Raw genomic sequence first — 14,246 nt, forward strand, 5'->3', positions numbered from 1 at the left:
GGGCCGCAGAGGCATAATTTACTCGTTGTGGTGGGTGTCGTGCTGGCGGGCGAAGGTGACCTGCATGCGCGCGCCGCCGAGCGGGCTGTCGCTGATGACGATTTCGCCGTCGTACTGCTCGATGATCTCCGCCGCCACCGACAGGCCCAGGCCCTGGCCGGGGCGCAGGGTATCCACCCGCTGGCCGCGCTGGAAGATCAGCTGGCGCTTGCTTTCCGGGATCCCCGGGCCGTCGTCGTCGATGACGATGGTGAGGTTTTTCTCGGAGTGCAGCGAGGTGATCTCAACGAACTCCAGGCAGTATTTGCAGGCGTTTTCCAACACGTTGCCCATCACTTCCATAAAGTCGTTCTTCTCGCCCATAAAGGTCACCTCCGGCGAGATGTCCAGCGTGATCACTACCCCTTTGCGCTGATAAACCTTGTTCAGCGCCACCACCAGGCTGTCGAGCAGCGCCGGCACCGAGTGGATCTCGCGCGTCAGCACCGTCTGGCCGGAGTTGATGCTGGCCCGGTGCAGGTAGTAACCGATCTGCTGCGAGATGCGGCCGATCTGATCCAGCATGATCGGCTCGGCTTCTTCGATGGTGGTCTGTTTGCCGCTGCGCAGCGAACGCAGGGTACTTTGCAGCACCGCCAGCGGCGTTTTCAGGCTGTGGGTCAGATCCGACAGGGTGGTGCGATACTTGGTGTAACGCTGGCGCTCGTTGCGCACCAGAATGTTCAGATTGCGCACCAGCCCGCGCAGCTCGCTGGGCGGATTTTCGTCGAGCTGATCGCGCTCGCCGTTCTCCAGCTCGCCCACCTGAGTGACCAGTGCCTTGATCGGCCGCAGGCTCCAGTAGGCCGCCAGCCACAGCAGCGGCACCACCAGCAGCAGGTTGGCCAACAGCACGTAGCTGAACCACTCCCACACCACGTCGGATCGCTGCAGCTCCTGCGGAATGCTGTCGACCACCACGATGGTCAGCGCCGGCAACCGAGGCGTGGCGGCATAGGTGTTAACCGCCACCGAGTGGGTCAGCGCGTTCTGATCGGTATCGTCGTAATCTTTCAGCTGGTTTTGCGCTTTGGGGTTGTCCCCCAGCACTTCGCTACTGATGCGGGTGTCGGTGTCGATTTCGTAGAAGCCGGACTCCTCCAGCCACTCCTTGTTGATCAGTTTCTCCAGCTCCGGCACTTTGCGCTGGCTCCACAGCAGGTTGCCTTTATCGTCGTAGATAAACACCAGCGTCGGGAAGTTGAGATCGATATCGGGGGGAATGGCGATGGTGAGCTTGTTGTCTTTCCACTGCGCCAGGCTGAAGAACAGGTTGCTCTCGCCGCGCAGCAGGCGGAAGGCGGTCTTGTCGAAGCTGACGATGTAGCCGACGACCGCCACCAAACCGTAAGAGAGCGACAGCGCCAGGATCACCCCGGCGGTCGCCATCAGGAAGCGGGCGCGCAGCGAAAACGGTTTTTTATTCTTGTTGAACATCATGTTCACTTCGCGTCAAAACGATAGCCCTGGCCACGTACCGTGGTGATCACTTCATGCGGGTATTCCGCCTGCACCTTTTTACGCAAGCGGCCCATCAGCACGTCGATGGTGTGGCTTTCGCGCAGTTCGGCGTCCGGGTAGAGTTGCAGCATCAACGAATCCTTGCTCACCACCTTGCCGGCGTTGCGGATCAGGGTCTCGATGATGGTGTATTCAAAAGCGGTCAGCTTGATTTGCTGATCGTTAACGCTCAGTTCGCGGCGCGACAGATCGATCTGGAACGGCGGCAGCACGATCACCTGCGAAGCCAGGCCGCTGTTGCGGCGCATCAGCGCCTGCATGCGGGCGATCACTTCTTCCAGGTGGAACGGCTTGGTGACATAGTCGTCGGCGCCGGCTTCCAGCACCGCCACTTTGTCCTGCCAGCTTTCACGGGCGGTCAGCACCAGGATCGGCAGCTTGGTCTGGTGTGCGCGCCAGCGGCGGATCAGGCTCAGGCCGTCTTCGCCCGGCAGGCCGAGATCGACGATGGCGATATCCGGCGCGTGTTCCTGCAGGAAGTAATCGGCTTCCTTGGCGTCTTCGGCCGCGTCGACCTGATGGCCCATCTCGCGCATCTGAACGGAAAGGTGGTGGCGCAGCAAACCATTATCTTCAACAACCAGTACTCGCATGGCGAACTCCTGTGACTGTGCGGGTGAACGTCCTGTCACCCACGCGATAAAAGGGAACACGCTCTGCGGCGTGTCAGGGGATAACGCGGCCACCTGAACCATTTTGGCAAAAAATGCTGAGGTTATGGTAGGTATAACCCGCTCGGCCCGCAAGAGAGCCGAAGCAATGTATTAAAATAAGCGTTATCAATTTGTTCGCCGACATTATCGGCAAGCTCTGATAAACGTCGGATAAACAGCGGCGGGGCAACGTTAAACGCACCTTAAACGCGGTGGGCATTGCCGGCAGGCGGAAGGGTGAACCGGACCGCTTGAAAAGCTTTAAAGGTACTAATAAGGTATTATGGATGTATCGGCACACTTTTCAGGAGCGACGGATGAAGCAGTTAACCCAGGCAGAACGCATAGCGGGCGCACTTTACGGACAGATGCTGGGCGACGCGCTCGGCATGCCTTCCGAGCTGTGGCCGCGCGAGCGGGTTAAGCGCCACTTCGGCTGGATCGACGGCTTTCTCGATGGGCCGAAGGAGAACACCGCCGCCTGCTACTTCAAGGCCGGGCAATATACCGACGATACCGCGATGGCATTGGCGTTGGCCGATGCGCTGTTGGAAGCGGAAGGCGAGGTGGTGCCGGAACTGATTGCCCGCAACGTGATCCGATGGGTGGACGGTTTTGACGCCTTCAACAAGAACATTCTCGGCCCCAGTTCCAAACTGGCGCTGAGCGAGCAGAAAGCGGGCACGCCGATCGCCGAGTTGGAAAACAACGGCATCACCAACGGTGCGGCGATGCGCATTTCGCCTTTGGGCTGCGTGCTGCCTTCCGCGCCGCTGGAGGATTTCTGCCAGCAGGTGTGGCTGGCTTCCAGCCCGACGCACAAATCCGACATCGCCGTCGCCGGTGCCGTGGCGATCGCCTGGGCCGTCGCGCGAGCGGTGGAGGGGGCGGACTGGGCCTCGATTCGCTTGGCGTTGCCGGGGGTGGCGGAGTATGCCCAGCGCCGGCAGGAGACGACGTTCAGCCCTTCGTTGGCGGCGCGCATCGAACTGGCGTTTCAGGTGGTGGATGAAGCCGCTGACACCGAGCAGGCCTCCGAACGGGTGTATCAGCTGATCGGCGCCGGGGTGAGCACCATCGAGTCGGTGCCTGCGGCGCTGGCGATGGTGCAGCTGGCGCAAACCGATCCTACCCGGTGCGCCGTGCTGTGCGCCAACCTGGGTGGCGACACCGACACCATCGGCGCGATGGCCACCGCGATTTGCGGCGCGCTGCACGGCGCAGAAGCGATCGAACCTGGATTGCTGGCGGAGTTAAAACGGGTGAATCCGCTGGATATCGAGGTTTACGTTCAGGCGTTCGCGCGTTTTCGCCGCCGCCGACAGGGCGAGGCGTAAGCGACCGCGTGACGCAACGGATCAGCTTTCGCTGGTAAATTCATACATGTCGCTGCGGCAGAAGCTTTCGCTGTATTCGATCGGCTTTTTATGGTGGTCGAACAGCGTCTGGCGCACGATCAACAGCGGCATCGGCTCCGAGAGCCGCAGCGCCTGACGGATATCGTCGTCGGCCATCGCCGCGCTGACCTGGCTGCGCAGCGATCCCATCTCAACCTTATTGCGCCGGAAGTAGTCGTACAGCGAAATGCCGATCTCGTCGACGTTGGCAATTGCCGTCACCACCACGTAGGACACCGCCACTGACATTGGCCGCCGATCGATCAAGTGAATGCGTTTGAGTTTGTAGATCGGCGTACCGGCCGCCAGCTGGAGCTTTTCAGCCAGTTCAGCGCCGGCGGGCATCCGTTCGCGGCTGATCCATTGCGTGTCCGGCCGGCGCCCTTGCTGTATCACCTCGCGCGAGAATCCTTTGACGTCCGCCAATGAATAGAACAGCTTCGGCTCGGGCCGTTGCGGTTGAATAAAGGTGCCGTAACCGCGCGAGCGGCCGATGATGCCGTCCTGCTCGAGGCAGGCCAGCGCTTTGCGCACCGTGATGCGCGAGATGCCGAGCCGTTCGGTGAACAGGCGTTCGCTGGGCAGAAAATCCCCCGAATTCAGCAACCCTTGCTCGATGGCCTGGCGTACCGAGGCGTTGAAGCGCAAATACAGCGGCATCGCGCCCGCGCTGGCCAGATCCTGCTGCAGTTTGTCCAGCAGACGCTGGTTGGTCTCCTTGCTCATAGCCGACGGAAGTCCTGTAGCCGCAATGCGATGGCTTATTTAAGGGGATTTCGCCGGGCAGCGCAACTGCCGCCGCCGGAGCGAAATGAGGTAGAGTAGTGCGTCGGCCCCCAGAGCCAGGAGAAATATCCCCCATGAGCGACACCCCACGACACGCGGACGACGCGGCGATCCTGTCCGCCTTCGCGCAGCAGCGCCGGCAAGGCCTGACCCGGCGTTCGGCGCTGCATCAGGCCCTGTTGCAGCTGATTGCCGCCGGAGAACTGCCCTGGCGGACGAAGCTGCCGCCAAGCCGTGCGTTGGCGGCCCGGCTGGCGGTGGCGCGCGACACGGTGGAACAGACCTACGCTCGGCTGGAGGCGGAAGGGTTCATCAGCCGAACGGTGGGGCGCGGCAGCTTTGTGCGCTATCGCTGCGACACGCTGCTCGGCCGCGAACTGCTGGCGACGGCAACGGGGCAAGAGGCGCGGCTGGCGGAGCGCGAGCTGAGCGACCGCGGCCGGGCGCTGCTGGCGGTCAGCCATACGCCGCACACCAGCCGCCAGGCTTCGCTGACGCCTTCGCTGGCGGATCTGCGGGCGTTTCCCATTGACCAGTGGCTGCAGCGGGAGAAACAGGCGCTGCGGCAGCACGGCGAGCGGTTGTTGGGGTATGCCGATCCGCAAGGGCTGCCGGAGCTGCGCGCGGAGATCGCGCACTACTTGCAGCGGGAGCGGGGCGTCAAGGCGACGGCGGAGCAGGTGATCGTAGTGACCAGCTCTCAGCAGGCGCTGGCGCTGTGTACCCAGGTGCTGTTCGATCCTGGCGATGCGGTGTTCGTCGAAGAGCCGGGTTACCAGGGGGCGAAAAAGCTGGTGCAGTCGGCGGGGCTGCAGGCGCGGCCGATCGGCATCGACGAGCAGGGGCTGGATGTCGGGCAGCTGATGCAGGCCTCGGGCGGCGGACGGGGCGTTTACATCACGCCGTCCCATCACTATCCGCTGGGGTATTCGCTGAGCCTCGATCGGCGGCTGGCGCTGTTGCAGTGGGCGCAGCGGCAGCGAGCCTGGATCATCGAAGACGATTACGACGCCGAGTTCAACTACGACCGGCAAACCAAGGCGGCGCTGCAGGGGTTGGACGGCGGTGGGCGCACGCTGTACCTCGGCACCTTCAGCAAGACGCTGTTTCCGGGGCTGCGCATCGGTTTCATGATCGCGCCGCCGCAGCTGGTGCGGCCATTGGTCGCCGCCAGGCAGTTTCAGGACGGCTACACGTCGGCGCTGGCGCAGATGACGCTGTTCCACTTCCTGCACGAGGGCGGCTACGCCGAGCATCTGCGTAATATGCGCACGCTGTACAAGGCGCGGCTGGACGCGCTGTACGACGCGGTGCATCGTCACCTGGCGGCCTGGACGCGTCCGGCGCTGCCGCAGGGCGGGCTGCAGCTGGTTTGCCCGTTGGCGGATGCGGCGACGGAGCGGCGGCTGGTGGCGGCGGCCGCCGAGCGAGGGATTCGGCTGTACGGCCTGGCGGACTTCTACACCGGCACGCCGCAGCGCGGGGCGTTGGTGCTCGGCTTCTCGGCCTATACGCCGGATGAGATCGTGCGCTTTATCGCGACGCTGGCGCAGGTGTTCAACGCGCTGTCGGTGGCAAGCGACGGCTAAAATTGGTCTGCTCTGCGTTTTGAATTGGTCCGTATTGCACCGCCGCCGTGCGGTGTATTCTGCCGCTATCCGATTATTTCCCTAATGGAAATAATATCTTACTCCGTGAGGCGCTATGAACCTATCCAACCCTGAAGTGACTATCCGCAGAATCAATGGCGACGACAAAGCGCAATGGCTGGCGCTGTGGCAGGGCTATCTCGATTTTTACCGCGCCGACGTGGCGCCGCAGGTGACCGATCGCACCTTCGAACGCCTGGGGCAGGATGAACAGGTGTACGGGCTGGTGGCAGAGGATGCCGAGGGCCGGCTGCTGGGGCTGATGAACCTGGTGTTCCACCCGTCCACCTGGAGCGCGGTCGGCTATTGTTATATCGAAGATCTCTATGTGTCGCCGCAGGCGCGCGGCCACAAGGTGTCGGAAAAGCTGTTCGAACAGGCATACCGATTGGCAGAGACGCGCGGCAGCGATCGGGTCTACTGGATGACCCAGGAGTACAACGCGCCGGCGCGCTCGCTGTACGACAAAATCGGCAGAAGAAGCTCGTTTATCGTTTATTCCCGTTAATCGCAGGAGGGCGTTTATGGCAATGAATCGTTATGGTCAGCCGGTCGGGGAACCGATGCCGGATTGGCAGCCGGCTCGCCGCCCGGGGGGCGCGACGCTCGGCGGGCGTTTCTGCTCGCTGGCACCGCTCGAGCCGCAGCGGGATTACGCCGCGCTGTTCGAGGCGTTTCAACTGGCGCCGGACGGCCGCGACTGGACCTATCTGTCTATCGAACGGCCCGATACGCCGGCGGCGATGCTGCAACATCTGGAGACGCTGCAGGCCAACCCGGCGCTGGTCAATCTGACGGTGTTCGACGCCGCCAGCGACGCGCCGGTGGGCACGGTGGCGCTGATGCGCATCGACGAGGCCAACGGCGTGCTGGAGATCGGCCACGTCAGCTGGTCGCCGTTGATGAAACAGCGCTCCAGCGCCACCGAAGCCATCGCGCTGCTGCTGCGCTACGCCTTCGACACGCTGGGCTACCGCCGCTGCGAGTGGAAGTGCGACAGCCATAACGCGCCGTCGCGCCAGGCCGCGCTGCGCTTCGGTTTTCGCTACGAGGGTAATTTCCGCTTCGCGGTGATCGTCAAGGGGCGCAGCCGGGATACCGACTGGTTCGCCATCACCGCCGACCGTTGGCCGGCGGTGCGGCAGGCGCTGGCGCGCTGGCTGAGCGCGGACAACTTCGATGCACAGGGGCGGCAGATAACCAGGCTGCAGGTGTTGCGCGGCGAATGATAAGCAAAAAGGCGGCCCAGGGGCCGCCTTTTTATCGGGCTAAAGCGCTTACTTCAGCTCGTCGACCATGGTGGTGGCGCGGCCGATGTAGTTGGCCGGGGTCATCGCCTTCAGGCGGGTTTTCTCTTCTTCCGGCAGCGCCAGGCCATCGATGAACGCCTGCATGCCGGCGGCGTCCACGCGTTTGCCGCGGGTCAGCTCTTTCAGCTTCTCGTATGGCTTCTCGATACCGTAGCGGCGCATCACGGTCTGGATCGGCTCGGCCAGCACTTCCCAGTTGTGATCCAATTCGTCCAGCAGGTGCGCCTGATTCACTTCCAGCTTGCTGATGCCTTTCAGGGTGGCCTGATAGGCGATCAGCGCGTAGCCCAGGCCCACGCCCAGGTTACGCAGCACGGTGGAGTCGGTCAGGTCGCGCTGCCAGCGGGACACCGGCAGTTTGCCCGCCAGGTGGCCCAGCACGGCGTTGGCCAGGCCCAGGTTGCCTTCGGAGTTTTCGAAGTCGATCGGGTTGACCTTGTGCGGCATGGTGGAAGAGCCGATTTCGCCGGCGATGGTCTTCTGCTTGAAGTGGTTCAGGGCGATGTAGCCCCAGATGTCGCGGTCGAAGTCGATCAGGATGGTGTTGAAACGCGCTACGCAGTCGAACAGCTCGGCGATGTAGTCATGCGGCTCGATCTGGGTGGTGTACGGGTTCCAGGTGATGCCGAGTGAGGTCACGAACGCCTCGCTGAACTGGTGCCAGTCCACTTCCGGGTAAGCGACGATGTGGGCGTTATAGTTGCCGACCGCGCCGTTGATTTTACCCATGATCTCCACGCGCTCCAGCTGGCGGTACTGGCGCTCCATGCGGTAAGCCACGTTGGCGAACTCTTTACCGACGGTCGACGGGGTCGCCGGCTGGCCGTGGGTGCGCGACAGCAGCGGGATATCGCGGTATTCCAGCGCCAACCCTTTCAGCGCGTCGATGATCTTGCGCCAGTAAGGCAGCACCACGTCCTGACGGGCGCTTTGCAGCATCAGCGCGTGCGACAGGTTGTTGATGTCTTCGGAGGTGCAGGCGAAGTGGATGAACTCGGACACCGCGTGCAGCGCAGGCACCGCCGCCACTTTTTCCTTCAGGAAATACTCGACCGCTTTCACGTCGTGGTTGGTGGTGCGCTCGATGGTTTTGATGCGCTGAGCGTCTTCTTCATTGAATTCCGCGACGATTTTGTCGAGGAAAGCGTTTGCGTCGGCGTCAAAAGCGGGAACTTCCTTGATTTCTGCGCAGGCCGCCAGTTTTTGCAGCCAACGTACTTCAACCTGTACGCGGAATTTCAGCAGACCGTATTCGCTGAAAATGGGGCGCAGTGCGCTGACTTTATCACCGTAGCGTCCATCAACGGGGGAAACGGCGGTCAGTGAGGATAATTCCATCGGTAGCAACTCCTGGGATCGATTAACAATGAGCAACGATATTTTGCGCCTGCTTGAACAGACGATTACGGGAAAACATTAACTGCAGGCGGCTGCCGCCGACCTGTTGCCACAGCACGGCGGCGCGAATGCCGGCCAGCAGCGTGGCGCGAACCTTGGCCTGCACCTGCGGGTTCTGCAAGATTGCCGGCGAGCCGGTCACCTGGATGCGCGGCCCGAGCGGGCTGACCACGTCGACGTAAATGCCGGCCAGCGCGCTGATGATGGTGTCCGACTCAAGATCGAAGTGCGCCAGCTGGCGCTCGAGCTGGCCGAGGCGTTCGCCGAGCGTGTTCATCGCCTGTTTGTTGGCGTTGAGCTTGCGCTCCAGCACCATCAGGCTGATGGTGTAGCGGGTCAGTTCCGCACCTGGCCCTTTGTTGTTGGCGTTAAGCACGCCCATCAGGGTTTCGAGGCCGACCAGCAAATTGCGTTCTTCACCGCCGAACACCGCCAGCGTGGAGGGCGGGTCCATCTGCAGCAGGCTTTTCAGCGAGGTTTGAAAGGCTTCGCGATTACATTGCCCTTCATGGGCCAACTGCTGAACCAAACGCGCCGCCTGGCTGATACCTGCCATGGCCAGCGTGATGTCATAATAATTCTTCGCCACGATGACTCCTGTAAACGCGGTGAACGGTACATGGCTTACTGCATAAGGTTGTGTGTATCGCCAGGGTAACGGCGGCGGCCGCGAACGAGAACGATCGGGCGTGGCTGTAACAACGATGACAACGAATGCCGCGGATCATGCCACAAAATCGAGGGTAAACCCAGCGTCTAATACGCCCATAACGAGGCGGAGGCGCCGTGCGGCGCAGAACTGTGCAAATAGGCGGCGAAAATCGCCGGCGTGGCGACGCGAACATATTGTTGCGGCGGCAAATAAAGTGCGGCGGCTGCATCTATACTGCCAACGTGAGCCCTCAAATAAAGACCTTTATATGCACGTAAAAAACAAGCAGCCGCTGCCGGCGGTGACGCTGGCGGCCATCGGCGTGGTGTACGGCGATATCGGCACCAGCCCGCTGTACACCCTGCGCGAATGCCTGACGGCAGAGGAGGGCATCACCATGACGCCGGCCTCGATCTACGGCTTTCTGTCGCTGATCTTCTGGCTGCTGACGCTGGTGGTGTCAATTAAATACATTTGTTTCGTGATGCGCGCCGACAACGACGGCGAGGGGGGGATCCTGACGCTGATGTCGCTGGCGATCCGCAACCTCGATGCGCGCTGGGTGCCAGCGGCAGTGCTGATCGGGCTGGTGGGCGGCAGCTTCTTTTATGGCGACGGGGTGATCACCCCGGCCATTTCGGTGCTCTCGGCCATCGAGGGGCTGCAGATTATCGCCCCCGAGCTGGACCGTTTTATCGTGCCGCTCTCGCTGCTGGTGCTGACCGCGCTGTTTGCGATCCAAAAACACGGCACCGGCAGCGTCGGCAAGCTGTTCGCGCCGGCGATGGTGATCTGGTTCCTGACGCTGGCGCTGCTGGGCATCGGCGGCATTTTGCATCACCCCGGCGTGTTGCGGGCGTTGAACCCTTACTGGGCGGTGAATTTTTTCCTCGAGTACAAGGCAGTATCGTTCTTTGCGCTGGGCATGGTGGTGCTGTCGGTGACCGGCGCTGAAGCGCTGTACGCCGATATGGGCCACTTCGGTAAAAAACCGATCCGCCTGGCGTGGTTTACCCTGGTGGCGCCGTCGCTGGTGCTGAACTACTTCGGCCAGGGGGCGCTGCTGCTGGCCAATCCGGCGGCGATCAACAACCCGTTCTTCCTGCTGGCGCCGACCTGGGCGCTGATCCCGCTGCTGGTGATCGCCACGCTGGCGACGGTCATCGCCTCGCAGGCGGTGATCTCCGGCGTGTTCTCGCTGACGCGCCAGGCGGTGCGGCTGGGCTACCTGCCGCCGATGCGCATCATTTATACCTCCGATCAGGAGTCCGGGCAGATTTACATTCCGGTGGTGAATTGGCTGCTGTTCGCGGCGGTGCTGATCGTGATCATTAGCTTCAAACACTCCAGCAACCTGGCCTCGGCTTACGGCATCGTGGTGACCGGCACCATGCTGCTGTCGTCGATTTTGCTGAGCATCGTGGCGGTGAAAAACTGGGGCTGGCCGCGCTATCTGGGCGGGCTGATGCTGGTTATCATGCTGTGCATCGACGTGCCGCTGTTCGGCGCCAACCTGATCAAACTGGCGACCGGCGGCTGGCTGCCGGTGGCGCTCGGGCTGACCATTCTGCTGATCATGCTGACCTGGAAGACCGAACGTTCGCGCCTGATCCGCCGGCTGCGCGACAATCAGGAGGGGCTGACCGCGCTGATCGAGTCGCTGGAGAAGGCGCCGCCGAAGCGGGTGCCGGGCACCGCCGTGTTTATGGAGCGCACGCCGCACGCGGTGCCGCTGGTGCTGTTGCACAACCTGAAGCACAACAAGGTGCTGCATGAGCGCGTGGTGCTGCTGACCATCGTCACCACCGACATGCCTTACGTGCACAACGTGCAGCGGGTGGCGATCGAACAGCTGTCGGCGAGCTTTTGGCGGGTGGTGGCGAGCTACGGCTGGCGCGAAACGCCCAACGTGACGGACATTCTGTACCGCTGTGGGCTGGAAGGGATGAGCTTCACCATGAACGAGACCTCGTTCTTCATGTCGCGCGATACGCTGGTGCTGGGCAAGCGGCCCTGGTATTTGCGCATTCGCGGCAAGGTGTTCCAGCTGTTGCAGCGCAACGCGCTGCGGGCGCCGGACCTGTTCGAAATCCCGCCGAACCGGGTGATCGAGCTGGGGGCGCAGGTGGAGTTCTGAATAAAAAAAACGCTGCGGTAAACGCAGCGTTTTTCTTTTGCCGGGCAGTTACGCCAGGCGCTGTTCGATGATGCCGCCGCCGAGGCAGATTTCGCCCTGGTAGAACACCGCCGACTGGCCGGGGGTGACGGCGGAGACCGGTTCGTCGAAACGCACTTCGATGCGTTCATCGTCGAGCGGGGTCACGGTGCAAGGGATATCCTGCTGGCGATAGCGGGTCTTCACCGTGCAGCGGAACGGGCCGCTCAGCGGCAGGCGATCCACCCAGTGCAGCTGCTGCGCGATAAGGCCGACGGACATCAGGCGCGGATGATCGTGCCCCTGTGCGACCACCAGTACGTTGTTGGCCACGTCTTTATCCACCACGTACCACGGATCTTCGCTGCTGTCTTTCATGCCGCCGATGCCCAGCCCTTTGCGCTGGCCCAGGGTGTGATACATCAGGCCCTGGTGTTCGCCGACGGTCTGGCCGTCAACGCTGACGATCGGGCCCGGCTGGGCCGGCAGGTAGCGGCCGAGGAAGTCGCGGAACTTGCGCTCGCCGATAAAGCAGATGCCGGTAGAATCTTTCTTCTTGGCGGTGACCAGCTCCAGCTGCTCGGCGATGCGGCGCACCTCCGGCTTCTCCAGCTCCCCGACCGGGAACAGGCTTTGCGCCACCTGCTCGTGGCTCAGGGTGTAGAGGAAGTAGCTCTGATCTTTGTTGCCGTCGACGCCGCGCAGCAGGCGGCTCTTGCCGTCCACATCCTGGCGGCGCACGTAGTGGCCGGTGGCGATAAAATCGGCCCCCAGATCTTCGGCGGCGAACTCCAGGAAGGCTTTGAATTTGATCTCTTTATTGCACAGGATGTCCGGGTTCGGCGTGCGGCCGGCCTTGTACTCTTCCAGGAACAGCTCAAACACGTTGTCCCAGTATTCCGCCGCAAAGTTCACCGTGTGCAGTTCGATGCCCAGCTTGTCGCAGACCGCTTGCGCGTCGGCCAGATCGGTCGCGGCGGAGCAGTACTCTTCGTCGTCGTCTTCTTCCCAGTTCTTCATGAACAGCCCAGCGACCTGATAGCCCTGTTGCTGTAACAGATAGGCGGTAACGGAAGAGTCGACGCCGCCGGACATACCGACGATTACTTTTTTCTGGCTGTTGTCTGACATGGGGATCTCACGAACTTGAACACGAACCGTGCTGATAAAAACAAGCGCAGGATTTTACCACGTTGGCCGCGCCGGCGCACTGTTCATCTTGTGCTGCCCGGCGCCGTTAAAACGGCCAGGCGAAGCTGCCGACCAGCGACAGCGGGTAGCGCTCCGGCTGCTGGTAGCTGCGAATGCTCTCCGCCACCAGCGCGGAACGCAGGTTGGGCGCCTGCAGAATCTCGTCGGCGCTCAGCCACAGGCAGCGATCGATGTCGCTGTCGTGCGGCTCGGTCGGCAGCGGCTGTTCCAGCTCGATAACGAAGCAAAAACGCAGGAACGGTGTGCGATCCGGTGCGATCCACTGGTGCAGGCGCAGGAACGCCTGCGGCGTGGCGCGGATGCCGGTCTCTTCCCACAGCTCGCGTTCGGCGGCCTGCACCAGCGTCTCGTCGGCCTCGAGGTGGCCGGCCGGCTGGTTCCACAGCGCTTTGCCGTTGATGGTCTCTTCGACCACCAAAAATTTGCCGGCGGCGTGCACTACGCAGGCCACGGTGACATGCGGTTTGAACATGCGCTCTCCTTACAGCGGTTTGTCGATACGCCGGTAGATGTCGTCCAGCTCGGCGATGCGGGTGCGGTAGCTTTGCAGCAGGCAGGCGGTATCGCCGCCGCACCGCTGGCGTTTTGCCAGCCAGGCCTGTTGGCTGTCCTGCATCGCGCCGCGCGCGCCCATGGCGAACAGGCCGCGCAGGAATTGGTACTTGGTAGCCATTTGCACGTCCAGATCGTTCAGCGTGCGGTTGGCGCAGATGGCTTGCTCATCGCGGTTTGCCGCCTTGGCGCACTCGAAGCTGGCGGCCTGGGTGGCGAACGGGGCCGCCAGAGCGGCGAGCAGCAGCGCGATCGGCGTGTATTTCATGGCGCCTCCATCAGTTATCGGTCTACAGGGAATCGATGCTTTTCCATTCACCAGGCTGCAGTGAACCCAGCGAAAGATTACCCATACTGTAGCGAATCAGGCGCAGGGTAGGGAACCCGATATGCGCCGTCATGCGACGCACCTGGCGGTTTCGCCCTTCATACAGGGTGATTTTCAGCCAGCTGGTGGGGATGGATTTACGTTCGCGGATCGGCGGGTTGCGCGGCCACAGCCACTGCGGCTCGGTCACCAACTCCACCCCGGCGGGCAGCGTGGGGCCGTCTTTCAGCGTAACGCCGCTGCGCAATGGCGCCAGATCGCTCTCCTGCGGCGCGCCCTCGACCTGCACATAATAGATTTTGCCGGTGCGCTTCCCCGGCTGGGTGAGCTGCGCCTGCAGCTGGCCGTCGTTGGTCAGCACCAGCAGCCCTTCGCTGTCGCGATCCAGGCGCCCGGCGGCGTAAACGTCGGGGAAGGGGATGTACGCTTTCAGCGTGGCGCGGCCGGCTTCGTCGGTGAACTGCGGCAACACGTCGAAGGGCTTGTTGAATAACACAATTCGGCGCGGCCCTTTCGGCGCGGCGGGTTTGGCGGCATTCGGCTTGCTGAATCGTTTAACGTTGTGATTTCTAACAGAGAATTTTTTCATAACAG

14 protein-coding genes are annotated in these 14,246 nt (G+C 62.4%); 5 read left to right on the top strand and 9 right to left on the bottom strand.

Going from position 1 to position 14,246, the window contains the following annotated elements; genetic code table 11:
- Nucleotides 1-18 precede the first annotated feature (18 nt).
- Entirely contained in the window at nucleotides 19-1,476 is a 1,458-nt protein-coding gene (gene phoQ, locus ACJ8QI_RS06015) for a two-component system sensor histidine kinase PhoQ (protein WP_060419738.1), read from the bottom strand.
- A 5-nt stretch (nucleotides 1,477-1,481) separates the two neighbouring features.
- Entirely contained in the window at nucleotides 1,482-2,153 is a 672-nt protein-coding gene (gene phoP, locus ACJ8QI_RS06020) for a two-component system response regulator PhoP (RefSeq protein WP_004941169.1), read from the bottom strand.
- 377 nt (nucleotides 2,154-2,530) lie between these two features.
- Here phoP and ACJ8QI_RS06025 point away from each other — a divergent pair, with 377 nt between their 5' ends.
- Complete coding sequence (locus ACJ8QI_RS06025) at nucleotides 2,531-3,550, top strand: ADP-ribosylglycohydrolase family protein (protein WP_442532218.1); 1,020 nt, start codon at nucleotides 2,531-2,533, stop codon at nucleotides 3,548-3,550.
- A 21-nt stretch (nucleotides 3,551-3,571) separates the two neighbouring features.
- On the opposite strand, the gene ACJ8QI_RS06030 is transcribed toward ACJ8QI_RS06025, so the two are convergent.
- A complete protein-coding gene (locus tag ACJ8QI_RS06030) occupies nucleotides 3,572-4,336 on the bottom strand; it encodes a GntR family transcriptional regulator (protein ID WP_038877791.1) in 765 nt (254 codons plus the stop codon).
- Between the two features lie 134 nt (nucleotides 4,337-4,470).
- Between ACJ8QI_RS06030 and pdxR the strand changes: the two genes are divergently transcribed.
- The 3 genes from pdxR to ACJ8QI_RS06045 all read left to right on the top strand — a co-directional run bounded on the left by pdxR (nucleotide 4,471) and on the right by ACJ8QI_RS06045 (nucleotide 7,274).
- Nucleotides 4,471-5,985, top strand: a complete 1,515-nt coding sequence (gene pdxR, locus ACJ8QI_RS06035; RefSeq protein WP_193158993.1) for a MocR-like pyridoxine biosynthesis transcription factor PdxR — start codon at nucleotides 4,471-4,473, stop codon at nucleotides 5,983-5,985.
- A gap of 115 nt (nucleotides 5,986-6,100) precedes the next feature.
- Nucleotides 6,101-6,553 (top strand): GNAT family N-acetyltransferase, encoded by a 453-nt coding sequence (locus ACJ8QI_RS06040; protein WP_049202749.1) that lies wholly within the window; start codon nucleotides 6,101-6,103, stop codon nucleotides 6,551-6,553.
- Nucleotides 6,554-6,569: 16 nt separating this feature from the next.
- Nucleotides 6,570-7,274, top strand: a complete 705-nt coding sequence (locus tag ACJ8QI_RS06045; protein WP_089185863.1) for a GNAT family N-acetyltransferase — start codon at nucleotides 6,570-6,572, stop codon at nucleotides 7,272-7,274.
- Between the two features lie 48 nt (nucleotides 7,275-7,322).
- Here the strand turns inward: ACJ8QI_RS06045 and purB are convergent, their stop codons facing one another.
- Together purB and hflD are read right to left on the bottom strand one after the other, a co-directional pair.
- Nucleotides 7,323-8,693 carry an adenylosuccinate lyase gene (gene purB, locus ACJ8QI_RS06050; RefSeq protein WP_033638215.1) on the bottom strand — a complete coding sequence of 457 codons (1,371 nt, stop codon included), beginning with the start codon at nucleotides 8,691-8,693 and terminating at the stop codon, nucleotides 7,323-7,325.
- 22 nt (nucleotides 8,694-8,715) lie between these two features.
- Complete coding sequence (gene hflD / locus ACJ8QI_RS06055) at nucleotides 8,716-9,342, bottom strand: high frequency lysogenization protein HflD (protein ID WP_060419339.1); 627 nt, start codon at nucleotides 9,340-9,342, stop codon at nucleotides 8,716-8,718.
- Between the two features lie 331 nt (nucleotides 9,343-9,673).
- Between hflD and kup the strand changes: the two genes are divergently transcribed.
- Complete coding sequence (kup, locus tag ACJ8QI_RS06060; protein ID WP_049296670.1) at nucleotides 9,674-11,542, top strand: low affinity potassium transporter Kup; 1,869 nt, start codon at nucleotides 9,674-9,676, stop codon at nucleotides 11,540-11,542.
- A 48-nt stretch (nucleotides 11,543-11,590) separates the two neighbouring features.
- On the opposite strand, the gene mnmA is transcribed toward kup, so the two are convergent.
- The 4 genes from mnmA to rluE all read right to left on the bottom strand — a co-directional run bounded on the left by mnmA (nucleotide 11,591) and on the right by rluE (nucleotide 14,241).
- Nucleotides 11,591-12,691, bottom strand: a complete 1,101-nt coding sequence (gene mnmA / locus ACJ8QI_RS06065) for a tRNA 2-thiouridine(34) synthase MnmA (protein ID WP_060440158.1) — start codon at nucleotides 12,689-12,691, stop codon at nucleotides 11,591-11,593.
- 106 nt (nucleotides 12,692-12,797) lie between these two features.
- Nucleotides 12,798-13,244 carry an NUDIX hydrolase gene (locus ACJ8QI_RS06070; protein ID WP_025302526.1) on the bottom strand — a complete coding sequence of 149 codons (447 nt, stop codon included), beginning with the start codon at nucleotides 13,242-13,244 and terminating at the stop codon, nucleotides 12,798-12,800.
- A gap of 9 nt (nucleotides 13,245-13,253) precedes the next feature.
- Nucleotides 13,254-13,592 carry a lysozyme inhibitor LprI family protein gene (locus ACJ8QI_RS06075; RefSeq protein ID WP_336843365.1) on the bottom strand — a complete coding sequence of 113 codons (339 nt, stop codon included), beginning with the start codon at nucleotides 13,590-13,592 and terminating at the stop codon, nucleotides 13,254-13,256.
- 22 nt (nucleotides 13,593-13,614) lie between these two features.
- The gene (rluE, locus tag ACJ8QI_RS06080) at nucleotides 13,615-14,241 is read right to left on the bottom strand and encodes a 23S rRNA pseudouridine(2457) synthase RluE (RefSeq protein WP_336843366.1); all 627 of its coding nucleotides are present in this window, start codon (nucleotides 14,239-14,241) and stop codon (nucleotides 13,615-13,617) included.
- Nucleotides 14,242-14,246 lie beyond the last annotated feature (5 nt).

This window comes from Serratia sp. CY84636, assembly GCF_052166245.1.
Taxonomy (GTDB): domain Bacteria; phylum Pseudomonadota; class Gammaproteobacteria; order Enterobacterales; family Enterobacteriaceae; genus Serratia; species Serratia nevei.